Source organism: Lentibacter sp., assembly GCF_029254145.1.
Taxonomy (GTDB): Bacteria; Pseudomonadota; Alphaproteobacteria; order Rhodobacterales; family Rhodobacteraceae; genus Lentibacter.
In genome coordinates, this window is the sequence record NZ_JAQWYD010000053.1 from 1 (window position 1) to 21,676 (window position 21,676).

Sequence of the window (21,676 nt, forward strand, 5' to 3'; positions counted from 1 at the left end):
GATTACATGTGCCTTGATGGCACGATCCCTGTGAGCCAGCTTCCCTATGTCTTGAAGCGCATTGGTGAGATGAGCCAGAAATACGGCCTCGCGGTGGGAAATGTCTTTCATGCGGGCGACGGTAATATGCATCCGCTGATCCTCTATGATGCGAACAAGCCCGGGGACTTGGAGATCTGCGAGGCCTTCGGCGCTGAAGTGCTCAAGCTTTGCGTTGAAGTGGGCGGCTGCCTGACGGGCGAACACGGGGTTGGCATCGAGAAACGTGATTTGATGCTGGATCAGTTTGCGCCTGATGATCTGGATATACAGATGGCGGTGAAGGATGTGTTTGACCCCAAGTGGCTCCTGAACCCTGCCAAAGTTTTCCCGCTGGCCTCAAGTGAGGCGCGGCGGATTGCGGCGGAGTAGCCACATGAAATTTACCCCGAAAACCGAGGCCGAGCTGGCCGAGATTGTTGCTGGACTGCAGGCCCCTGTGAAACTGCAAGGTGGCGGTACGCGCGCCATTGGGCATTCCATTGCACAAGATGTTCTCGACATGAGCGGGATCAGTGGCGTGGTTGATTATGAACCAGGTGCGCTGACGCTTGTGGCCAAGGCGGGAACGCCCATGGCAGAAATCGAAGCGCTTTTGGCGGCAGAGAAGCAGCGGCTTTCGTTTGAACCTATGGATCATCGCACGCTTTTGGGGACGCAAGGCGCGCCAACGATTGGCGGCGCAGTGGCTGCGAATGTAAGCGGACCACGGCGTATTTCGGTAGGGGCATGCCGCGACTTCGCACTTGGTGTGCGCTTTGTTGACGGGATGGGCCGCGTCTTGAAAAACGGTGGCCGTGTTGTGAAAAACGTGACTGGCTATGACCTTGTTAAACTGATGGCAGGCTCTTGGGGTACGCTGGGGGCGATGAGCGAAGTGAGTCTCAAGGTCATGCCTTGCCCTGAAACAGAAGCCACGCTGGCTCTGCATGTTGCGGATGCGCCCGTTGCCGTTGAAGCGATGTCCGCGGCGCTTGGCTCGCCTTATGAGGTGACGGGTGCTGCGCAAAATGGGCCTGTGTATTTGCGTATAGAGGGGTTTGCGCCTTCGGTGGCATACCGCTTGAATGCGCTTGAAACAGTGTTGGCCCGCTTTGGTGCGGTGGAGCGTATAGAGGCCGAAGCCTCGGCCCTGCTTTGGCGGGGTCTGCGCGATGTGACTGCATTTGCGGATCATGCTTTCCTGACGCGGGTTTCCTTGCGGCCCACAGATATGCCCAGGTTCTTGGCGCCTGCTCAGGCTGAACATCGTTTTGAGACGCAGCTTGATTGGGCTGGTGGGCTGGCATGGCTTGCGTCAGACAAGGAGAGCCTTGCTGATTTTGCACAGAGTTACTGCGCGGCGCATGGTGGCCACGCGACACGCGTGAAGGGCTCATTTGAACGCTGTGCTTTTCAGCCCGAAGCTGCGGGTGTTGCGCGTTTGAGCCATGGCTTGCGGCAGCGGTTTGACCCGAAGGGACTGTTTAACCCAGCGCTGATGGTGCGGGGATGAGCTTGGGCGCGGTCTATTTCACCGTTTTTTTGGGTGGGCCGCTTTTGATGCTCTTGCTGACGCAGCGGTCAGCAACACAGATGAGCTTTGTTTTGGGCGGGTCCATTGTTGCGGCTTTGACGGCGGCAGCCTTGTTCTCGGAGCGAGCACCTGGGCTTGAGACTTTGGCGATGCTTTGGCTTGCATGGGTCGGTACGGTGGCGCTGTGCGTCCGTGCCGTGATGCGGCGGGTGGAAACAACACGGGGCTTGGCCCTGACAAAAGCGGTGGGCGCTATGGCGTGTGTGATCCCATGGATCGGGCTGGCGGCCGCAGATTGGATGACAGGCTGATGCAAACAAATTTTACTCCTGAGCAGCTCAAAGACTCTGGCACTGCACGTGCCAACGAGATTTTGCGCAACTGTGTGCATTGTGGATTTTGCACCGCGACTTGTCCAACCTATCAGATACTGGGAGATGAGCTCGACAGCCCGCGTGGGCGGATCTACCAGATCAAGGATATGATCGAAAACGAGCGCGTGCCTGACAAGAAGACAGTGATGCATGTGGACCGCTGTTTGAGCTGTTTGGCTTGTATGACTACTTGCCCTAGTGGTGTGCATTACATGCACCTCGTGGATCATGCGCGCGAGTATATCGAAAATAACTACAAGCGCCCCATAGCGGAGCGCGCCTTGCGCTGGGTCTTGGCACAAATTTTGCCCTATCCAATGCGCTTCCGTCTGGCGCTTCTGGGCGCAAAGATCGCGAAGCCTTTCAAGGCGCTTGTGCCTGATGCACGCTTGCGCGCGATGCTTGAGATGGCGCCGAAAGAAATCCCGCCTGTAAGCCGCAATGACGACCCGCAGACCTTTCAGCCCAAGGGTGAGAAGAAGCTGCGGGTTGCGCTGATGACGGGCTGTGCGCAGAAGGCGCTTAACACCGATATCAACGATGCGACCATCCGCCTGTTGCGCCGCTTTGGGTGTGAAGTTGTGATCGCCGAAGGCGCGGGTTGTTGCGGGGCACTCACGCATCACATGGGCAAGACCAAGGAGAGCCACGCGACGGCGGAAAAGAATATCGACGCATGGGTGGCAGAGGCCAATAGTGGCGGACTGGATAGTATTGTGATCAACACCTCGGGCTGCGGCACGACTGTTAAGGATTATGGCCATATGTTCCGCGAGAGCGGCAAGTCCAAAGAGGCCGCACAGGTCGCTGATCTGGCGCAGGATGTGAGTGAGCTTCTGATGCAGCTTGATCTGCCGGAAGGTGCGGCTAAGGGCATCCGCGTTGCTTATCATGCAGCTTGCAGTTTGCAGCATGGTCAGCAGATCAAAACCTTTCCGAAAGACTTGCTTAAGCGGGTTGGCTTTGAAGTCGTCGAACCAGCGGACAGCCATCTTTGCTGTGGATCCGCGGGCACATACAACCTTATGCAGCCTGAAATTTCCAAAGAACTTAAGCGCCGCAAAGTGGACACGTTGGAGGCAAAGCAGCCTGATGTGATTGCTGCGGGCAATATTGGCTGTATGATGCAGATCGGTGGGGGCACTGGTGTTCCTGTTGTGCATACGGTGGAGCTTCTGGACTGGGCGACTGGTGGGCCAAAGCCACGTGCACTCATGAGTTGAGGGCTGATGCCCTAATTTTGCCATAAGTTTTCGATAGCTCGGCCCTCTGGATTGGAAAAGGCTTCGGACCTTATGCTGCGTGCGCTTCTCTTTGCTGTTTTTTCTGGGCTGGTTGCCAGCCCTTTGGCAGCGCAATCCTCCAGTTTGAAACGGCTTGATACGGGGGATGACAGCCGTGGCTGGGAAGCCGTCGGGCGACTCAACATTGACGGCAAGGGCTTTTGTACGGGGGCTTTGATCGCCCCCAATTTGGTGCTGACGGCTGCGCATTGTTTGTATAGCTCGCAAACAAAAAAACGGATTGATCATGCACAGATCGAATTTCTCGCAGGTTGGCGCAACGGGCGTGCGTCTGCATATCGGATGGTGAAGCGCGCTGTTGTGCATCCCGACTATGATTATTCTAGTAAAGCGACAGCGGAGCGCGTCCGCAATGATGTCGCTTTGTTGGAGCTACACCACCCCATCCGAAACACAACAATCATTCCCTTTGCCACGGACGAACGCCCCGCAAAGGGCGATGAAATTGGGGTTGTGTCCTATGCTTTGGACCGCTCAGAAGCGCCGAGCTTGCAAGAAGTCTGCGGGGTTCTTGCCCGCCAACAAGGCGTTTTGGTAACTTCTTGCACTGTTGATTTCGGCTCGTCTGGTGCCCCTATCTTCAGTTTCCGAGATGGTACGCCACGGATTGTCTCTGTTGTATCGGCCAAAGCCGAAGTTGAGGGACTCCCTGTCTCACTTGGAACGCAGCTTGAGACGCCGCTGGCTCTTTTGCGCGCAGAACTTGCGGCGGGCGGCGGGGTCTTTCAAGACAAGGGTCCAAGGATGAACCGCATCACCGTGGGGCAGACACGCGATACGGGTGCGAAATTTATCAAGAATTGACTCCGTTCTTGCCCTCTTGAAACTCTGAAAAACCATTCCCACTTTGAAAGATGTAAGGGGTCAATGATGGGCCTTGCGACTTTATGGCCTGTCCCTTGAGGAAGGCTGAACCTTTGGTATCGCTCAATGGAGGATGAACCATGCGTAACTTTGATTTGACCCCGCTCTACCGCGCCACTGTCGGCTTTGACCAGATCGCCGACCTCATGGACCGTGCTATGGCAAAAGATGTCGGGCAGGCGAGCTACCCGCCCTATAACATCGAAAAAACCGCTGACGACGGCTACTGGATTTCGATTGCTGTTGCAGGATTTTCCGACGCTGACCTTTCTGTAGAAGTAAAAGAACACGCGCTTGTTGTCTCGGCGAACAAGGCTGAGGGCGAAAGCGAGCGGACATTTTTGCATCGTGGCATTGCAACGCGCGCTTTTGAGCGGCGCTTCCAGCTGGCGCAGCATGTCCGCGTGACTGGCGCGAGCCATGCGGACGGGATGCTCCATATTGATCTTGTGCAGGAAGTACCTGAGGCGCTGAAGCCTCGGCGCATTGAGATCGCCTCAGCCCCTGCCGCTGATGTGGTTGAGGCAAAAGCCGTCAACTGAATGCTCTGAATAGAAAGGGCGCGGGCTTGAAAACCCGCGCCCTCACGATTGGATATGGTCGGTTAGACCGCCATGCAGATGTATTTCATCTCAAGGTAGTCCTCGATGCCGTGGTGGCTGCCTTCGCGGCCAAGGCCTGACTGTTTGATGCCGCCGAAGGGGGCCATTTCGGTCGAAATAATACCGGTGTTCACGCCGACAATTCCGTATTCGAGCGCCTCTGCAACTTTGTAAACGCGGCTCAGGTCTTTGGCATAGAAGTAGCTGGCGAGGCCGAAGATTGTGTCATTGGCCATTGCGATCACTTCGTCTTCGTTTTCAAACTTGAAGAGTGGTGCCATGGGGCCAAAAGTTTCGTCTTGAGCGACCTGCATGTCTTGGGTGACGCCTGTCATGATCGTCGGCTGGAAGAACGTGCCGCCGAGGTTGTGCTGTGAGCCGCCAAACGCGACTTTCGCGCCTTTGGAGAGCGCGTCGTCGATATGGCTACGCACTTTGGTCACGGCTTTTTCGTTGATCAGTGGGCCAAAGACCGTGCCGTCTTCCAAGCCGTCGCCAACTTTCATATCCTTGAGTTTCGCTGCGAGCTTTTCGGCAAAAGCGTCATAGACAGCAGCTTGCACATAAATGCGGTTGGCGCAGACGCAGGTCTGGCCATTGTTGCGGAACTTGCACATGATCGCGCCGTCAACGGCAGCGTCAAGATCGGCATCATCAAAGACGATAAAGGGAGCGTTGCCGCCAAGCTCCATAGAGCATTTCATCACTTGATCCGCGGCTTGGCGCAAAAGGATACGGCCCACGGCTGTGGAGCCTGTGAAGGTGAGCTTGCGTACGGTTGGGTTTTCACAAAACTCCAGGCCAGTTGAGGAGGCGTCAGATGTTGTCACGATGTTGAGCACACCTGCAGGTATACCCGCGCGCTCGGCCAGAACGCCAAGAGCGAGCGCTGAAAGCGGTGTCAGCTCGGCAGGGCGCGCAACCATGGCGCAGCCAGCCGCGAGAGCGGGTGCGGCCTTGCGCGTGATCATCGCATTGGGGAAGTTCCAAGGTGTGATCGAAGCGGCCACGCCGATAGGCTGCTTGATGACTGTGATACGTTTGTCGCGCTGGTGGCCAGGAATTGTCTCGCCATAGATACGCTTGGCTTCTTCGGCGAAGAACTCGATGAAGGATGCACCATAACCGATCTCGCCTTTGGCCTCGGCCAGTGGTTTACCCATTTCGGTGGTCAGAATAGTTGCGAGGTCATCGGTGTTCTCGACCATCAGATCAAACCAGCGGCGCAGCACGGCGGCGCGCTCTTTGCCTGTCCATTTGGCCCAGTCTTTTTGCGCAACCTCGGCGGCGGCGATAGCCTCTGTGACTTGTGCGCGCGTCAGGTCGGTGACTTGAGCAATGACATCACCTCGGGCGGGGTTAATCACATCAAATGTGCCCTCTCCGTCGATCCATGCGCCGTTCACATAGGCCTGCGTTCTCAGGAGCGTAGGGTCTTTGAGCAAGGATTTGAGGTTTGTTGGTGTATCAAGCATAGCAGCCTCCGCGCGATTGTATCTCGCCAAGGGAAACCATTTGCGCATAGGTTTGTCCAGATGATTTGATCAAATTGGAGGGTAGGATGGAGCTCGATGATGCTTATGCCAATGCAGCTTATATTCCTGAGGGAGATAGCTTTCCAGCCAAGTGGGAGACGGAGGCTGTTGCGTTTCGTGATATGACAGAGGGTGCGGAGCTTGACTTGGCCTATGGGCCAGCTGCCAGACAAAAGCTTGATCTGTTTCGCCCGCAAGGCCAAGCGAAGGGGCTGCTTATTTTTGTGCATGGTGGTTTCTGGCGGATGCTCGACAAAAGCTATTGGTCCCATTTGGCGGCGGGTGCTTTGGGGCGCGGCTGGGCTGTGGCGATGCCGAGCTATACGCTCTGCCCAGAGGCGTCTATCGGGGGGATCACCCGTGAGATTGCCTCTGCGGTGAGCCTTGCCGCCGGAGCTGTCGGGGGGCCAATTGCTTTGACCGGGCATTCAGCGGGAGGACATCTTGTGGCACGAATGCTGGCGCGGGGGATGCTGCCTGAGACAGTGGCGGGGCGTCTCTCGCATGTGATGCCGATTTCTCCCCTTTCAGATTTACGCCCGCTTATGCAGACCTGGATGAATGCAGACCTCAAGCTTGAAGCGGCTGAGGCTGTAGCGGAAAGCCCGATCTTTATGGAGGATCGTGTCGAATGCCCTGTGACTGTCTGGGTCGGCTCTGCCGAGCGCCCTGCCTTTCTGGATCAGGCGCGCTGGCTCAGCGAGGCTTGGGAGTGTGGTCTCGTTAACGACGCTGGCAAACATCACTTTGACGTGGTGGATGGATTGGCAGATGCAGAGAGTGAGATGCTGAGAATTTTGCTGGGCTAGAGAGCCTGCCATACGGGTAAAGGGTCGTTTTCCAGTGCTTTGGCTGCAAAGATGGCACGGGCGATGGCCCGCGCCACGACTGTTGCGGCTGCGTGGCCCAGATAGAGCGTGTCGGCGAGCGGATTTTCGAGCGGCTTGGCGCCCGTGGCCGCCGCGAAGATAAGGTCGCCGTCCATAGGTGTATGCGAAGGCACAAGCGCGCGGGCGTAGCCGTCATGCGCTGCCGTTGCGAGACGGGTGCATTGCGCTTGGGTGAGTGTGGCGTCTGTCGCGACAATGCCGATGGTTGTGTTGGCGTGCGCGGCTAGCTTGGTTGGCGGCATGTGCGGCTCTGGGAACTCTGTTGGCAGGCCGTGGCCGCCGAACTCCTGCGCCACTTCAAAAGGCGCAGCCCAGAAGTGCTTGTTTGCGCCGACTGTGGCCGAGCCGAGCGCATTCACGGCGATGAGTGCTCCGACGGTATGGCCTGAGGGCAGCACAACCGAAGCGGAGCCAAGCCCGCCCATGAGAGTGGCTGTGGTCGCGCCCGTGCCTGCGCCTGTGCGGCCGAGCTCGAAGCTGACAGCGGCATTGGCGAGGGCCTCGCAGCCAAGGCGCTTGTAAGGGTTCTCGCCCCAGTTTTTGTCGCCGCCATTGATGAGATCAAAGAGGATTGCGGCGGGCACGATCGGGACGGTTTGATCGCCGACGGCAAATCCACGACCCTGCGTGCGCAAAGCGTCCGCAACGCCAGAGGCGGCATCCAGCCCGAAGGCAGAACCGCCTGAAAGCACGAGGGCATCTATTTGCTCGACAGTCTTGTCCGCGGCGAGCAAGTCTGTTTCTCGGGTGCCAGGCGCTCCGCCCATGATATGGACACCCGCTGTGAAGGGAGCATCGGCCACGAGTACAGTGCAGCCTGTTTTGATATTGAAATCAGAGGCGTTGCCCACGCGCAGGCCTGCGACATCTGTGATGAGATTGAGCGGGCCAGCTTGCGGCATGTGACGTCTCCACTTGTGTTTCGATTTATCTTGCCAGATTGCGCAGAATCAGCAATGAGAAAGCACGCGAGGGCGGTGGCGCCGCCTGACTTAAAGCGTCTATCATTCAGTCCTGAACGCCGGGACCTTTCTTGTGCTAAGGAGGGTCATTATGACTGCACGCCCAGAAATGTACCGTTTTCACAACGGTGAAAAAGCGCCGCTGCAATTTGCGGTGAGTGAATATGAAGCGCGCATCGCGAAGCTGCGCAAAATCATGGTAGACATGGGGGTTGAGGCGGCTGTCTTTACCTCGATGCACAATGTTTCTTACTATTCGGGTTTTACCTATTGTTCTTTTGGGCGCCCATATGGGCTGGTTGTCACGGCAGAGGAGTGTGTGACGATCTCGGCCGGGATCGACGCGGGGCAACCTTGGCGGCGTTCGTTCTGCGATAACATCACTTACACAGACTGGCAGCGTGACAATTACTGGCGCGCGGTTCTCTCTGTTTCAGGGGCGGGCAAGGTTGTCGGCTATGAGGGCGACCATATCAGCATGGCGCAGATGGTAAAGCTTGAGGGCTTCCTCTCGCCAGCCAAGACTGTCGATATCGCTGGCGCGACCATGGTGCAGCGGATGCACAAGTCAGCCGACGAGCTTGTCATGATCCGTGCGGGTGCGGCTGTTGCCGATGTTGGCGGTTATGCCATTCGTGACGCCGTGAAAGAAGGCGCACGCGAGATCGATGTGGCGATGGCAGGGCGCGATGCGATGGAGCTTGAAATTGCCAAGCGCTTCCCTGATGCGGAGTATCGCGACAGCTGGGTCTGGTTCCAGTCTGGCATCAACACCGACGGTGCGCACAACCCCGTTACGGCGCGCAAACTTGAGCGTGGAGATATCCTGAGCCTCAACACTTTCCCCATGATTTCAGGCTATTACACTGCCCTTGAACGCACAATGTTTGTGGGTGAAGTGGATGCGGCGAGCCTCAAAATATGGGAGGCCAACGTGGCGGCACACGAGCTGGGCATCTCTCTTTTGAAGCCGGGCGCGAGCTGTTCCGAAGTCACGCATCAGATCAATGCGCTGTTTGAAGAGCATCAGCTGTTGCAGCATCGCACCTTTGGCTATGGGCATTCATTTGGTGTGTTGAGCCACTATTATGGTCGCGAGGCAGGGCTTGAACTGCGCGAAGATATCGACACGGTTCTTGAGCCTGGAATGGTGATTTCGATGGAGCCGATGCTGACGATTGCGGATGGTGAGCCCGGCGCTGGCGGGTATCGCGAGCATGATATTCTGATCATTACCGAAGACGGCAACGAGAACATCACGGGCTATCCTTATGGCCCCGAGTTTAACGTGGTTGGCTAAGAGTTCGGATTTGCTGTGCAAATCCGACCCACTGGGGGAGCGCTGCTCCCCCAGACCCCCTCGGGATATTTTTGGAAAGAAAAAGTAGTGTTTTGAGCGCCGTACGGCTTGATTAATCTGTCGCGTTTTGTGTGATTTTAGGGGGGTGAAAAGCGTGCACGATGCGTGCACAACCCGTGCACCGCCAAAATGGGCCAATCTTAACCGAAATTAACTTAATACAGCGTGCGCTGCCTCTGAACTAGAGGCGGATCACATAGTCTTTGCGGGTCGTCTCGACGACTTCCCATGTGCCTGAAAAGCCGGGGCGGATGATGAAGCTGTCTCCAGCTGTGAGGCGGGTTTCTTGACCCTCGGCATCGGTCAGGACCGAGACTCCTTCAAGGAGGCGGAAGTATTCCCACTCGTCATATGACACATGCCATTTTCCGACGGTCGACTGCCAGATACCTGCATAGAGCCCGTCCTTCTCCTCAAGGTTCCATGTCGTGAAGACGGGGTCACCTGAGATGAGTTTTTCTGCGGCGGGGCGCTCGACTTCGGGGGCAACGGAGGCCGCGACTTTGAGCAAATTTGGCATGGGGTGTCCTTTGTTGTGTTTGCGCGCGTGCGTGTAAGGTGTTGTGGAGATTATCTGTTAGACGGCGAAGCGGGCCAAGACGGTTTCGACAGCGTGATTGGCCACCTCGTTGATTTCGGCTTCTGAAAAGCTTGTCTGGACGCCGAAAATGGCGCGGCTCCAGAGGCGCGCGCGGCAGAGTTCGGAGAATTGCTCGGCGATCATATCGGGATCAACATCATGGAGCTGGCCTCGCTCGATTGCGAGCTTGAGGTAAACGACCATACGGGCGCGGCCCATTTCTGGGCCGTTCTGGTAAAAGGCCTGGCCTAATTCGGGGAAGCGGGCGGCCTCGGCGACGCACGTGCGGAACATCTGGAGGGAGAAGTTCGACAGGAGGAAGCGTGTGAGACTATGGGCGGCGGTTGTGAAGACCTCGCGTGGAGGAGCGTTAAAGTCGATCCGAGCCAGCGTGGTTTCGGCCATGCGCTCGCATTCGACGCGGGTGACCTCACGAAAGAGCTCGCGCTTGTCAGAGAAGTAGCTGTAGAGCGTGGCCTTTGAGACGCCTGCCGCGCGCGCGATGTCATCGACCGATGCGCCTTCAAAGCCGTCGCGCAGGAAGATTTCTCGCGCCCCGCCGAGCACGTCTTCATATTTGCGCCCTTTCGGGCTCGCTGTGCTGGTCTGAGCGCTCATGCTGTGCCTTTTGCTGCCTCAAGGTTAAACTGAACAGTTTAGTAGCAGCAAGGGATTTTGCTTGTAGAGTGGGGCGACCTGCTCTATTTTAGAATAGTTCTAAGTTGGAGGCCATGATGCGATTTTTGACGCAGCGACGCAGATTTAAGGATTTGACGGAGCAAGAGGTTTTGGCGCTTGCGATATCCTCAGAGGAGGACGATGCGCAGATCTATCGAAACTACGCCCAGCAGTTGCGCGCGGAGTTTCCTGATACTGCAAAAATATTTGAGGGCATGGCCAGAGAAGAAGACGGCCACAGGCAAGCTTTGATCGAGCTGCATCGCAGGCGTTTTGGCGAAGTGATCCCGCTTTTGCGCCGTGAGCATGTGGCGGGTTATTATGTGCGACGCCCCGTCTGGTTGATTGAAAATCTCGGGATCGAACGGATCCGAGAGGAAGCCGAGGGCATGGAGCGCGATGCGGAACGTTTTTATCTGACCGCGGCGCAGCGCACGCAGGACGCAGACACCCGCAAGCTGCTGGGCGATCTGGCAGCGGCGGAAGCAGGCCATCAGCGGCGCGCGGGAGAGCTGACAGACGAGCACTTGGATGATGCGAGTCTTGAGAGTGAAGAAGCGCAATCCAAGCGGCAATTTTTGCTGACATGGGTGCAGCCGGGGCTGGCAGGCTTGATGGACGGATCGGTGAGCACGCTTGCGCCAATCTTTGCCACGGCTTTTGCAACCCAAAGCACTTGGACTACATTTCTTGTTGGCCTTGCGGCCTCTGTTGGCGCAGGCATTTCTATGGGCTTTACCGAGGCAGCCTCTGATGATGGCGAGCTTTCGGGGCGTGGGAGCCCTTGGAAGCGTGGCTTTGCCAGCGGGATCATGACCACGGTGGGCGGTCTGGGCCATGCGCTGCCCTATCTTATCACCGATTTCTGGACGGCGACGGCATTGGCTTTCATCGTTGTCTTTATCGAGCTCTGGGCCATTGTTTGGATCCAGAACCGCTTTATGGACACGCCGTTTTTACGCGCCACGTTTCAGGTTGTGCTTGGGGGTGCACTTGTCTTTGCGGCGGGTGTGATTATCGGGGGTGGTTAAGGCAGGTTCATCACATCTTCATAAAACGTGCGGTTGAGGGCGCGCGCTTTCTCGAGTGCGCCCTCGACCCTTTGGGCTTTGCCAATGTGCTTTTGCCAGTTGTGTGGCTTGGCCAGAGTGGGCGGATCGGGGAAAAAGCGAACCTTTTGGGAAAATGGCACGCAGATGACGCGCCGGCCTAGAAGGAGAGCCCAATAAGTTCCGTGATAGGAGTTTGTCAGCACGGTTTCGCCGCTGGCGAGGAAGTGGACCACGTCTTTGAGCGAAACATCGAGGTTGCTCAGCTCGGGCGTGCCAGCGAGGCGGGGGATATCATCGGAGTAACGCCCGTGGGCGAACATGACGACATCGTGGCTTGGGGCCGGGGCTGTGTCAAAGTGCTCGGACATGGCCGAGGCGCAAGGCACATAGCGTGCGCCCAAATTTTCAAAGCCTGCGCAGCGTGTTCCGATCAGCGAACAGCTTTCGCGCATCTCGGCGTATTCGGGTGAGCGTAGAGCCTGAGGGCCGATCCCGACGCCCCAAAGGATCGAGTGTTTGGCGCGGCTGGCGTGGCGGCGCTGGGTGCGGATGCAAGATTTCCAGATTTGCCCGCCGCCCATAATCAGGCGGCGCGTCGCTGGAACTGGCCCACCAAAAGCCGCCACATCGCTTTTCCCGAAATCAAAGTAATCTGCAGGGCTGCAGGCCAAATCGCCCACATTGGTGGTGTCTCGGTGGTGCAGCAAATAGGCGTCGAGCATCGGTTGGGGCTTCTCATAAGACGGAAATGTGATTGAGTTTCCTATATTCTGAACCTAGGAAAAGGCATGATCGAGATTTTTCTGGAAACACTACCATTTTTTGCCATCATCGCGCTGGGCTATGGTGCAGGCAAGACGAAGTTTTTTAGCGAAGAGGCGACGTCTTACATCACCAAATTTGTCTTCTACTTTGCGCTCTCTGCTATGCTGTTTCGCTTTGCGGCCAACCTGAGCTTTGCCGAGCTGATTGATGGGCACTTTATTGCGGCCTATCTCTGGGGCACAGCTTTTGTTTACGGCCTTGCGATGGCGGTTTCGTTCTATCTGGGACGGAGTGTCGAGGAGGCTGCAATCGAGGCGCAATGTGCGGCGATCGGCAATGTCGGCTTTCTCGGGATACCTATGCTGGCACTCTTGATGGGCGAAGAAGCCGTTAAGTCGATCATGCTCTTGCTGGCGATTGATCTTATCGTTTTTGGCTCGCTTGTTGTGATCTTGATTACAGGCGCGCGCGACGGCCGGATGAGCATTGGAATTTTGAAAACGGTTGGTCTTGGGCTTTTGAAAAACCCCATGATTGTTTCGATTGTGCTGGGGCTGTTGTGGTCCGCCAGCCGTGTGCCCTTGCCAGGGCCAGTGAATGAATTTGTGTCTATTTTGGGGGCGGCTGCAACGCCGGGCGCTTTGTTTGCGATCGGGGCGTCGTTGGCGTCAAAATCGGCGGAGCGGATTATTGTTCCGAGCTGGCTCAGCTTTTGCAAACTCGTGCTGCACCCTTTGTTTGTCGCCGTTGGCGCGCTCATTCTGTTCCCCGTTGATCCCTATCCCGCAGCCGTCATGATTGCGGCGGCTTCCCTGCCTGTGGCGGGGAATGTCTATATTCTTGCCCAACATTACGGGGTTGCGCCGCATCGGGTTTCGGCCTCTATTCTTGTGTCGACGGCTGTGAGCATTGTGACGGTTTCGGCTGTGATTGCTTGGGTCACCAAACTCTATTGAGGCTATGATGAGCAAAGATTACGAACCGATCCCGATCCCTGATCATATCAGCAAAGGTGAGGGAGAGATGCGTGCCGCGGCACAAGCTTTTCGCGCCGAGATGGGCCGCCGTCACACGGTGCGTGACTTCGCGACGACCCCCGTGCCGCGCGCAGTGATTGATGACTGTGTTGCTGCTGCCGGTCTTGCGCCGAGCGGGGCGAACCACCAGCCTTGGCACTTTGTGGCGATCTCTGATCCGAAAATCAAAGCCGAGATCCGCCGCGCCGCCGAAGAAGAGGAAGAGCGCTTTTATGCGGGTGCTGCGGGGGACGAGTGGCTCAGCGCGCTGGAGCCCATCGGGACGGGCGTGAGCAAGCCGCACCTTGAAGATGCACCTTGGCTGATTGTGATTTTTGCGCAGCGCTACGGGCTGCGAGAGGATGGCAGCCGCTTTAAACATTACTATGTGCCTGAGAGCACGGGGATTGCGTCTGGCTTTCTGATTGCAGCGCTCCACCATGCGGGGCTTTCGTGCCTGACGCATACGCCTGCGCCGATGAACTTCTTGCGGGACATTTGCGGTCGGCCCGAGCATGAAAAGCCGATCATGATCCTTGCTGTGGGCCATGCGGCGACGAACGCAACCGTACCTCAGAGCGCGAAAATGAAGAAGCCTTTGAGCGAAATCATGACTGTTTTAAGCGAAGATTGACCGTTTTGGGATAGGCCCCGCGCATTGGCCTTGTTATGGCTTGTGGTGAATTTGAGTGACAGCGGAGGCACGGCCCATGGAAGCAGTAGCAGAGAACAAGTGTTTTGGCGGGGTTCAGGGGGTATACTCCCATGCCTCCAAAGCCACGGGCTGTGACATGACCTTTGGGCTGTTTCTGCCCGAAGAAGCGCGCGACGGGCCTGTGCCTGTGCTTTGGTATCTTTCGGGCCTGACTTGCACTCACGAAAACGCCATGGTGAAGGCGGGTGCGCAGGGCTGGGCCGCGGAGCAGGGCATTGCGCTTGTGTTCCCTGATACATCACCGCGCGGCGAAGGTGTGGCTGATGACGACGGTTATGATCTTGGCCAAGGCGCGGGCTTTTATGTCAACGCGACCCAAGACCCTTGGAAGCCGCATTTCCAGATGTGGGATTATGTGGCCGAGGAACTGCCTGCGCTGATCATGTCGGAGTTTGCGATTGATGCAGAGCGTCAGGCGATCACGGGGCACTCTATGGGCGGGCACGGCGCGCTGACGCTGGCGATGGGACGCAAGGGGCAGTATCGCTCTGTTTCGGCCTTCTCTCCGATCTGTCATTCGACAGCGAGCGACTGGGGGCGCAAGCAACTGAAAGCCTATCTTGGCGCTGACGAGGCCGCATGGGCGCGCCATGATGCCGCGCTGATGATGCGCGATGTGGGCTTTGATGGGCCCATGCTTGTGGACACGGGCACGTCTGACCAGTTTATCGACTTGCTCAAGCCCGAGGCGCTGGCGGAGGCCGCAAATGCGCGCCGCCAAGAGGCCACGCTGCGCCTCCAGAAGGGCTATGACCATTCCTATTTCTTTGTTTCAAGCTTCATGGAAGACCACATCGCCTTTCATGCCGAAGCACTTTACGCGTAAGGACTCTCTATGGCGCATTATGATCTGATCATCATCGGCTCTGGCCCTGCGGGGCGCGCGGCGGCTATTCAGGCGGGTAAGCTCAAGCGGAAGGTGCTTGTTGTGGACCGTAAGGATCGCTTGGGTGGGGTGTCTGTTCATACCGGGACGATCCCTTCCAAGACGTTGCGCGAGACGGTGCTCAACTTGTCAGGCTACCGTGAGCGCAGTTTTTACGGGCGCTCTTACCGTGTGAAGGACAATATTGACGCGGGTGATCTCAAGGCGCGGCTTCATATGACGCTGGATCACGAAGTGGATGTGCTGGAGCACCAGTTCAACCGCAACCACGTTGATACGCTTTTGGGCATGGCGAAGTTTGTCGGGCCAAACGAGATCGAAGTTGCCACAGAAGCAGGCGACACCAGCCGCATCACTGGCGACAAGTTTTTGATCGCCACGGGAACGAAGACCTACCGCCCTGATTATGTGCCGTTCAACGGACGCACGGTTGTGGACAGTGATGAATTTCTGGAGATGTCCGAGATCCCGCGTTCGCTTGTTGTTGTTGGGGCGGGTGTTATCGGGGTCGAATATGCCACGATGTTTTCGGCGCTTGATGTCACTGTGACGCTGATCGAGCCGCGCGACAGCTTTCTCGACTTTATCGATTCCGCGCTCATTTCGGACTTTACCCATCAGATCAAGGAAAACGGCGTGGACCTGCGGCTTGGGTCGGCGATCACGCAGATCGAGGATGCGGGTACACATGTCGAGGTGAGCCTTGAGAACGGACGCCATGTGCGCGCTGATATGCTGCTCTTTGCTGCGGGGCGTATGGGCGCGACAGACAGGCTCGGGCTTGAGGTTGTTGGCCTTGAAACAGACCACCGCGGGCGGCTTGAAGTTGATCGCAAGAGCTATCAGACCAAAGTGCCCCATATCTACGCAGCGGGCGATGTGATCGGGCATCCTTCGCTGGCGTCGACCTCGCTTCAGCAGGGTCGCGTGGCGGGATGTCATGCGCTGGACACGCCGACTTTGGGGGAAAGCCCATGGTTTCCTTACGGGATTTACTCTGTCCCTGAGATCAGCACTTGTGGCATGTCGGAGGAAGAGATGCAGGAGCGCGAAATACCCTACGAGATCGGCGTGGCGCGCTTCCGCGAGACCAGCCGTGGCCAGATCATGGGGCTGGAGCACGGGATGCTCAAGATGCTCGTGAGCCTTAAGACACGGCGCGTGCTTGGTGTGCAGATTGTGGGCGAGGGCGCGACCGAGCTTATTCACATTGCGCAGGCTGTTTTGAACCTTAAAGGCACGGTCGATTACTTTGTGAAGAACACGTTCAACTATCCGACACTGGCGGAGGCCTACAAAATTGCGGGGCTTGATGCATTTAATCGCATGCCGATCCCTGATGAATTCAAAGTGAAGAAAAAACCGTGATTTATGTGGATGCCGATGCCTGTCCTGTGAAGGACGAAGTAGAGCGCGTGGCGACCCGCCACAAGATCATGGCTGTGATGGTGAGCAACGGGGGGCTGCGCCCCTCTGCCAACCCATATGTGAGCCATGAGATCGTTCCGGACGGGCCCGACATTGCGGATATGTGGATCGCCGAGCGGGCGGGGAAGGGCGATGTGGTGATCACATCGGATATTCCTTTGGCGGCCAAATGTGTGGAAGCGGGGGCGCAAGTTCTCAAGCACAACGGCGAGGCGCTCACGGCGGCCAATATTGGCAATGTACTGGCCACGCGCGACCTGATGTATGACTTGCGCGCGGCGGACCCGTTTCGACAAGGTGGGGGCAAAGCCTTTTCCAAAACGGATCGCTCGCGCTTTTTGGAGGCGCTGGAGCGGGAGCTTCGGAAGGCGGCAAAGTGATTGAAGCGGTTGTCTTTGATATCGGCAATGTGCTGATCGAATGGCAGCCCGAACGCTACTATGCAAAGCGCTTGGGCAAAGCGCGGCAACAGGCGTTCTTTGCTGGCTATGATTTGCACGGGCTGATGAACGAGATTGATGCGGGCGCGCCCTTTGGCGCAAGTATTGCCGAGGCGGCGGCCGCGCACCCTGTGTTTGGTGAAGAGCTGCTCATGCTGCGTGACGAGTGGCTCCCGATGACCGACCATGTGATGCACCGCTCTGTACGGCTGTTGCGCGCTCTAAAAGCGGCGGGTGTACCTGTTTTTGCTTTGTCAAACTTCGGCTCGGAAAACTTTAGGTGGAGTGCTGCGGCGCATCCTTTTTTGCAGGAGTTTGACCGCGTGTATATCTCGGGCGACATGAAAATGCGCAAGCCGTTTGACGAGATTTACGCCGCCGTTGAAGCCGACTGCGGGATAGCGCCGGAGCGTCTCCTTTTTGGGGATGACCGCGATGATAACCTTGCCACCGCCCGCGCGCGTGGCTGGCAGACCCATCGCGTTGACAGCGAGGACAGCTGGGCGCAAGCTCTGGTGTCACACGGATTTCTAAGTGAGGAGGCTGCGCGATGAGCATTGAAATGGTCCCGTTCCACGAGGGTGAGAAGCTGCTCGACTGGGTCGGGCTGACGCGGGCCTTTGAGGCGGGGCACAAGCTGCCCAAGGCCGAGATTGGCGATACCTTTCTCTACCGCGGCAAAGACACGCTCTTGAGCCGTGCTGCCTGGATCGACGGGATGGGGATTGCTGTGAAATCGGCCACGATCTTTCCGAACAATCCGCAAGCGAACAAGCCTGTCGTGGGCGGCGGGGTGAACCTCTATTCTGATGCTGACGGGAGCCTTGAGGCGATCGTTGATTTTCATCTCGTAACCAAATGGAAGACGGCAGGGGACTCTTTGCTGGGCGCTCTCAAGCTCGCCCGTAAAGACAGCCGCAAGATCCTGATCATTGGCGCGGGTACTGTTGGGCGTTCGCTGCGGCAGGCTTACGGCGCGGGCTTTCCTGATGCTGAATTTACCGTCTGGAACCGCACGCAAGCCAATGCTGAGGCGATGGCGGCAGACTATCCAGGGATGAAAGTGGCCACGAGTCTTGAGGCCGCTGTCAAGGAAGCGGATATCATCACATCGGCGACGATGGTGACGGAGCCAAACCTTATGGGAGCGTGGCTTCAGGCGGGGCAACATGTCGATCTGATTGGCGCCTATCGCCCTGACATGCGCGAGGCGGATGATGAGGCTTTGACGCGCTCGCGCCTCTTTGTGGACAGCTACAATACGACGGTTGGCCATATCGGCGAGATCGAAATTCCGCTCCAATCGGGGGTGATCCAACGCGACGATCTGATTGCGGATTATTACACACCCGAGAAGATGCAGCGCACATCAGATACCGAAATTACACTTTTCAAAAATGGCGGTGGCGCACATCTTGATTTGATGACCAGCCGTTACATTCTGGAGGCGTGGCGCACGCGCTAAGCCCTTTAAACGGCCGCTGCCAGTGGCTTTTCGCGCACTGGCAAATGCACAAGTGCGGAAAACAATCCGACGCCAACGCCGAACCACCACACGGCGGTATAGCTTCCATAGGCGTCATACATCCGCCCGCCGAGCCAGACACCAAGGAAGCTTCCGAGCTGATGCGAGAAGAAGACGATCCCATAGAGGGTCCCCATATAACGCAGCCCGTAGATATGGGCGATGAGGCCTGAGGTGAGCGGGACGGTTGCCAGCCAGAGTGAGCCCATGGCAACCGAGAAGATCAGCACGGTGGCGGGGCTCATGGGGGTGAGGATAAAAGCGGCGGCGACAAAGGTGCGCGCGAGGTAGATGCTGGCGAGCAGATATTTCTTGGAATAGCGCTTCCCAAGATAGCCTGCGGTGAGCGTTCCGGCTATATTGGCCAGCCCGATGAGCGAGATCGCGACAGCGCCTAGAGCGGAGGTGGAGGACACGCCGATGTTGTCGAGCATGGAGCCGGAAACGATGGGGCTGCACATCTCAGTGACAAAGGCGGGGAAGTGCGCTGTGACAAATGCGAGCTGGTAGCCGCAAGAGAAAAAGCCAAGAAAAATTAGCGTGAAAGACGGGTCGCGCGCGGCACGTTTGAGGATGGATCCCATACTCTCTTCGAGCTCTTGCTTGGTGGCTGCGACGGGCGCGCGCATGAAGGGCAAGAGCATGATCAGCGCGAGCACGGCGGCGGCGAAGACGAGGAAGACATCCTGCCAAGACATGAAGCCGAGAAGATACTCGGCCACGGGCGCGCCGACGACCTGCCCACCGCTGGCCGCCGCTGTGACAATAGCGAGCGACATGGAGCGGTTTTCATCAGAGCTGGCGCGGCCAACGACCGCGAGAATGACGCCAAAGCCCGTGCCCGCAACGCCAAATCCAATAAGGATTTCGTAGAGTTGGTGCTCAAGCGGGCTGACGGCGAAGGACGAGAGCACGAGCCCCGCCGCATAGACCAAGGCGCCGATAATAACAGCCTTACGATCACCTATTTTTTCGGCAATCGCGCCGAAGAAAGGTTGGCCGATGCCCCATGCGAGGTTTTGCAACGCGATGGCGAGGGAGAACTCGGCGCGGGGCCAGTTGAACTCCTGAGCGATGGGAATTTGAAAGACACCGAAGCTGGCCCGTATGGCAAAGGACACAAGGATAATCACGCAGCCTGTGATGAGCACAGGGGTGAAAAGGGAGGCTTGTTTTTGCATGGGTGTCTCCTGATCGCAATTGATCATTGGCGCGGCTCTGGGAGAAGGTCAATTATTCATTTGTTAACTTACCCTAAGACGTAGCGTTCGCTCGAAAAGGAGGGGGGGTGAAAACCGTGCACAAGGCGTGCACAACCCGTGCACCGCCTAAACGTTAATTTCTGTTAGGGAAATTTGGTAAACGCAGCGTTCGGTGGGGGTTATTTCGGAGTAATTACGCTGATCAGGGCTTTGGTGATCGGGTGCGCTTCGCCGAGGAGGTAGGTGACTCCCAACCCTGTGAAAGCATAGACGCCAGCTGTCACCATCTGAGCCGAGCGCTTGCCCATTTCTTCGCGGAAGGCAGGGGCGAATTTGGCGGTTTTTACCTCGGAAAGCTCATGCGCAAGAGCGGCGGTTTTGGCTTGCTCTTGTTTCAGGAGCGTGGCGAGCTTTTGGCCTTCGGACTCAAGATAGGCGAGGCGGGCTTCAAGGCCTTGGATGTCGCTCTGCTGCACGACGAGGGCGAAGCCGTTGGCGAGGTGCTCGACAAGCTGGAGCGCTTCGGGGAGTTGGTTTGTACCTGTCTGGTTTTGCCATTCGCGCAACGCAGTCTTGATTTGATCGGCCAACGGCAGGATGACTTTGCGGTGCAGGGCGCGCCGTGGCGCTAGGATTTGCGCGCGAGCCTTGGCTGTCGGCGAGGGCTTGGGCGGGGTTGGGACTGCTTCTCCCTCTACGATCCTCAGCTCGCGCTTTCGTCGCGCAAGGAAGGCGTCATACTCGGCGTCATCAAGGCTGTTGAGGTAGTCGAGAGTTTGAAGGGTGCGGTCATAAGGGTTTTGAACTTGACTGAATTCGTGAAGATGTGGGTCAAGCTGTGATGCTAGTATATTAGTAAAGAACAAGCCTTCAAATGAGTCACCCGAACTTAACTCCGTGAAGTTTCGACACGGCCTCAGATCAGCTATTTTGCAGTTATCAATATCAAGACGTTTAAGCAATTTTAGAGACTCAATTTGTACTATGTCTTCGATTTGGGTGTTGCCAAGAAAAAGCGCAAAGAGCTTGTGGAGGTTTGAAAGCGGTACCAGCTCCCTTACAGCAGTGTAGCTTAGGTTCAACCATCGGAGCGATTCGAGAGTTTCAAGGGGCGTTAGGTCTATAATTGACGTGTTCTTGAGTTCGAGTAGCATCAGTGCTGTAAGCGTGGAAACTGGTTCAAGGCTTTCTATCTGAGTATTGTTCAGTCTTAGCGTACTAAGCCAATCAAGGTCTGAAATATCTGAGGGCAGTTTGGAGAGCGCTTTAAACTCATCATTAGAGAGATCAAGTTCGCCAGTCCGCTCCTCCTTCTCTTTGGCAATTAGGCGTTCTGCTTCGGCATAGGCTTTTTCTGCTTCTGTCATAGGGTTTTTGGCACTCTTTGAATCCACCAGAAAATCTTAGAGCGGGGCAGTGGCGGGTGCAATGGTCTCGACCGCATTCGCAGCGGCTTGCGCGCCTGTTGTGAATGGCGCTAGGAAGTGCCCTATGACGCGCGATATGATCACTGAATATGCGGCCCGTGTGGCTGATGGGACGCTGCGGGCCGATGCGGCGCAAGAGGCGGCTTTGCCTGAGCTCGAGCGCATTCGTGTGGCACTGGCAGAGCCTGTGAAGCGAGGCTGGTTTGCCAAGAAGCCCGAGCCGATCCGTGGGCTGTATATGTGGGGCGGGGTCGGGCGTGGCAAGTCGATGCTGATGGACCTTTTTGTTGAGTGTCTCGATGTGCCTGTGCGGCGGGTGCATTTTCACGCGTTCATGCAGGAGATCCACAAGGGGATGCACGAGGCGCGCCAGAACAATGTCCAGGACGCGCTTGCACCTGTGGCCGCCAAAGTCATCAAGGAGGTGCGCTGCCTTGCCTTTGACGAGATGCAGATCACCGATATCACCGATGCGATGATTGTCGGGCGCTTGTTTGAGGCGCTGTTTGAGGCGGG

24 protein-coding genes are annotated in these 21,676 nt (G+C 57.0%); 17 read left to right on the forward strand and 7 right to left on the reverse strand.

The features are described 5' to 3' along the window. From P8O11_RS05915 to P8O11_RS05940, 6 genes are all read left to right on the forward strand, one after another. Nucleotides 1-411: FAD-linked oxidase C-terminal domain-containing protein (locus P8O11_RS05915; protein ID WP_300292644.1), on the forward strand; the 411-nt coding region annotated here is incomplete at its 5' end. Between the two features lie 4 nt (nucleotides 412-415). After that, nucleotides 416-1,534 carry an FAD-binding protein gene (locus P8O11_RS05920; RefSeq protein WP_300292646.1) on the forward strand — a complete coding sequence of 373 codons (1,119 nt, stop codon included), beginning with the start codon at nucleotides 416-418 and terminating at the stop codon, nucleotides 1,532-1,534. Then, complete coding sequence (locus P8O11_RS05925; protein WP_300292648.1) at nucleotides 1,531-1,866, forward strand: hypothetical protein; 336 nt, start codon at nucleotides 1,531-1,533, stop codon at nucleotides 1,864-1,866. Before P8O11_RS05920 ends, P8O11_RS05925 begins: the two co-directional genes overlap by 4 nt. After that, nucleotides 1,866-3,152 (forward strand): glycolate oxidase subunit GlcF, encoded by a 1,287-nt coding sequence (gene glcF / locus P8O11_RS05930; protein WP_300292650.1) that lies wholly within the window; start codon nucleotides 1,866-1,868, stop codon nucleotides 3,150-3,152. Before P8O11_RS05925 ends, glcF begins: the two co-directional genes overlap by 1 nt. A 72-nt stretch (nucleotides 3,153-3,224) precedes the next feature. After that, nucleotides 3,225-4,037 carry a trypsin-like serine protease gene (locus tag P8O11_RS05935; protein ID WP_300292652.1) on the forward strand — a complete coding sequence of 271 codons (813 nt, stop codon included), beginning with the start codon at nucleotides 3,225-3,227 and terminating at the stop codon, nucleotides 4,035-4,037. A 140-nt stretch (nucleotides 4,038-4,177) separates the two neighbouring features. Further along, nucleotides 4,178-4,639, forward strand: a complete 462-nt coding sequence (locus P8O11_RS05940) for an Hsp20 family protein (protein ID WP_300292655.1) — start codon at nucleotides 4,178-4,180, stop codon at nucleotides 4,637-4,639. A gap of 62 nt (nucleotides 4,640-4,701) precedes the next feature. On the opposite strand, the gene P8O11_RS05945 is transcribed toward P8O11_RS05940, so the two are convergent. After that, a complete protein-coding gene (locus tag P8O11_RS05945) occupies nucleotides 4,702-6,174 on the reverse strand; it encodes an NAD-dependent succinate-semialdehyde dehydrogenase (protein WP_300292657.1) in 1,473 nt (490 codons plus the stop codon). A gap of 86 nt (nucleotides 6,175-6,260) precedes the next feature. Between P8O11_RS05945 and P8O11_RS05950 the strand changes: the two genes are divergently transcribed. After that, complete coding sequence (locus tag P8O11_RS05950; RefSeq protein ID WP_300292659.1) at nucleotides 6,261-7,043, forward strand: alpha/beta hydrolase; 783 nt, start codon at nucleotides 6,261-6,263, stop codon at nucleotides 7,041-7,043. Here the strand turns inward: P8O11_RS05950 and P8O11_RS05955 are convergent. Next, on the reverse strand, nucleotides 7,040-8,026 hold the full coding sequence (locus P8O11_RS05955) for a P1 family peptidase (RefSeq protein WP_300292661.1): 987 nt from the start codon (nucleotides 8,024-8,026) through the stop codon (nucleotides 7,040-7,042). The two genes, P8O11_RS05950 and P8O11_RS05955, sit on opposite strands and share 4 nt — an antisense overlap. Nucleotides 8,027-8,177: 151 nt before the next feature. Between P8O11_RS05955 and P8O11_RS05960 the strand changes: the two genes are divergently transcribed. Further along, nucleotides 8,178-9,386: an aminopeptidase P family protein gene (locus P8O11_RS05960; protein ID WP_300292663.1), complete on the forward strand. Its 1,209-nt coding sequence runs from the start codon at nucleotides 8,178-8,180 to the stop codon at nucleotides 9,384-9,386. 241 nt (nucleotides 9,387-9,627) lie between these two features. Here the strand turns inward: P8O11_RS05960 and P8O11_RS05965 are convergent, their stop codons facing one another. Both P8O11_RS05965 and P8O11_RS05970 read right to left on the reverse strand, forming a co-directional pair. After that, complete coding sequence (locus P8O11_RS05965) at nucleotides 9,628-9,966, reverse strand: cupin domain-containing protein (protein ID WP_300292665.1); 339 nt, start codon at nucleotides 9,964-9,966, stop codon at nucleotides 9,628-9,630. A 57-nt stretch (nucleotides 9,967-10,023) separates the two neighbouring features. Beyond that, nucleotides 10,024-10,644: a TetR/AcrR family transcriptional regulator gene (locus tag P8O11_RS05970; protein WP_300292668.1), complete on the reverse strand. Its 621-nt coding sequence runs from the start codon at nucleotides 10,642-10,644 to the stop codon at nucleotides 10,024-10,026. 113 nt (nucleotides 10,645-10,757) lie between these two features. On the opposite strand from P8O11_RS05970, the gene mbfA reads away from it, so the two are divergent. Further along, entirely contained in the window at nucleotides 10,758-11,735 is a 978-nt protein-coding gene (gene mbfA / locus P8O11_RS05975) for an iron exporter MbfA (protein ID WP_300292670.1), read from the forward strand. On the opposite strand, the gene P8O11_RS05980 is transcribed toward mbfA, so the two are convergent. Beyond that, nucleotides 11,732-12,478 carry a hypothetical protein gene (locus P8O11_RS05980; RefSeq protein WP_300292672.1) on the reverse strand — a complete coding sequence of 249 codons (747 nt, stop codon included), beginning with the start codon at nucleotides 12,476-12,478 and terminating at the stop codon, nucleotides 11,732-11,734. The two genes, mbfA and P8O11_RS05980, sit on opposite strands and share 4 nt — an antisense overlap. Before the next feature lie 66 nt (nucleotides 12,479-12,544). On the opposite strand from P8O11_RS05980, the gene P8O11_RS05985 reads away from it, so the two are divergent. The 7 genes from P8O11_RS05985 (at nucleotide 12,545) to P8O11_RS06015 (ending at nucleotide 18,471) form a co-directional block, all read left to right on the forward strand. Beyond that, nucleotides 12,545-13,477 (forward strand): AEC family transporter, encoded by a 933-nt coding sequence (locus P8O11_RS05985; protein WP_300292674.1) that lies wholly within the window; start codon nucleotides 12,545-12,547, stop codon nucleotides 13,475-13,477. A 4-nt stretch (nucleotides 13,478-13,481) separates the two neighbouring features. Then, nucleotides 13,482-14,171 (forward strand): nitroreductase family protein, encoded by a 690-nt coding sequence (locus tag P8O11_RS05990; protein ID WP_300292676.1) that lies wholly within the window; start codon nucleotides 13,482-13,484, stop codon nucleotides 14,169-14,171. A gap of 76 nt (nucleotides 14,172-14,247) precedes the next feature. Continuing rightward, entirely contained in the window at nucleotides 14,248-15,078 is an 831-nt protein-coding gene (fghA, locus tag P8O11_RS05995; protein WP_300292678.1) for an S-formylglutathione hydrolase, read from the forward strand. 9 nt (nucleotides 15,079-15,087) lie between these two features. Beyond that, on the forward strand, nucleotides 15,088-16,506 hold the full coding sequence (sthA, locus tag P8O11_RS06000) for a Si-specific NAD(P)(+) transhydrogenase (RefSeq protein WP_300292680.1): 1,419 nt from the start codon (nucleotides 15,088-15,090) through the stop codon (nucleotides 16,504-16,506). Next, nucleotides 16,503-16,946: a YaiI/YqxD family protein gene (locus P8O11_RS06005; protein ID WP_089892606.1), complete on the forward strand. Its 444-nt coding sequence runs from the start codon at nucleotides 16,503-16,505 to the stop codon at nucleotides 16,944-16,946. Before sthA ends, P8O11_RS06005 begins: the two co-directional genes overlap by 4 nt. Beyond that, complete coding sequence (locus P8O11_RS06010; protein WP_300292684.1) at nucleotides 16,943-17,560, forward strand: HAD-IA family hydrolase; 618 nt, start codon at nucleotides 16,943-16,945, stop codon at nucleotides 17,558-17,560. The genes P8O11_RS06005 and P8O11_RS06010 overlap by 4 nt, the downstream gene beginning before the upstream one ends. Further along, on the forward strand, nucleotides 17,557-18,471 hold the full coding sequence (locus P8O11_RS06015; RefSeq protein ID WP_300292686.1) for an NAD(P)-binding domain-containing protein: 915 nt from the start codon (nucleotides 17,557-17,559) through the stop codon (nucleotides 18,469-18,471). Before P8O11_RS06010 ends, P8O11_RS06015 begins: the two co-directional genes overlap by 4 nt. Nucleotides 18,472-18,476: 5 nt before the next feature. Here P8O11_RS06015 and P8O11_RS06020 read toward each other — a convergent pair whose 3' ends face one another. Together P8O11_RS06020 and P8O11_RS06025 are read right to left on the reverse strand one after the other, a co-directional pair. Then, nucleotides 18,477-19,712, reverse strand: coding sequence for an MFS transporter (locus P8O11_RS06020; protein ID WP_300292688.1), 1,236 nt, complete (start codon nucleotides 19,710-19,712; stop codon nucleotides 18,477-18,479). Nucleotides 19,713-19,912: 200 nt separating this feature from the next. After that, complete coding sequence (locus tag P8O11_RS06025) at nucleotides 19,913-21,100, reverse strand: hypothetical protein (protein ID WP_300292690.1); 1,188 nt, start codon at nucleotides 21,098-21,100, stop codon at nucleotides 19,913-19,915. Nucleotides 21,101-21,224: 124 nt separating this feature from the next. Here P8O11_RS06025 and zapE point away from each other — a divergent pair. Beyond that, a partial coding sequence (gene zapE / locus P8O11_RS06030) for a cell division protein ZapE (protein WP_300292692.1) occupies nucleotides 21,225-21,676 on the forward strand: 452 nt, incomplete at its 3' end.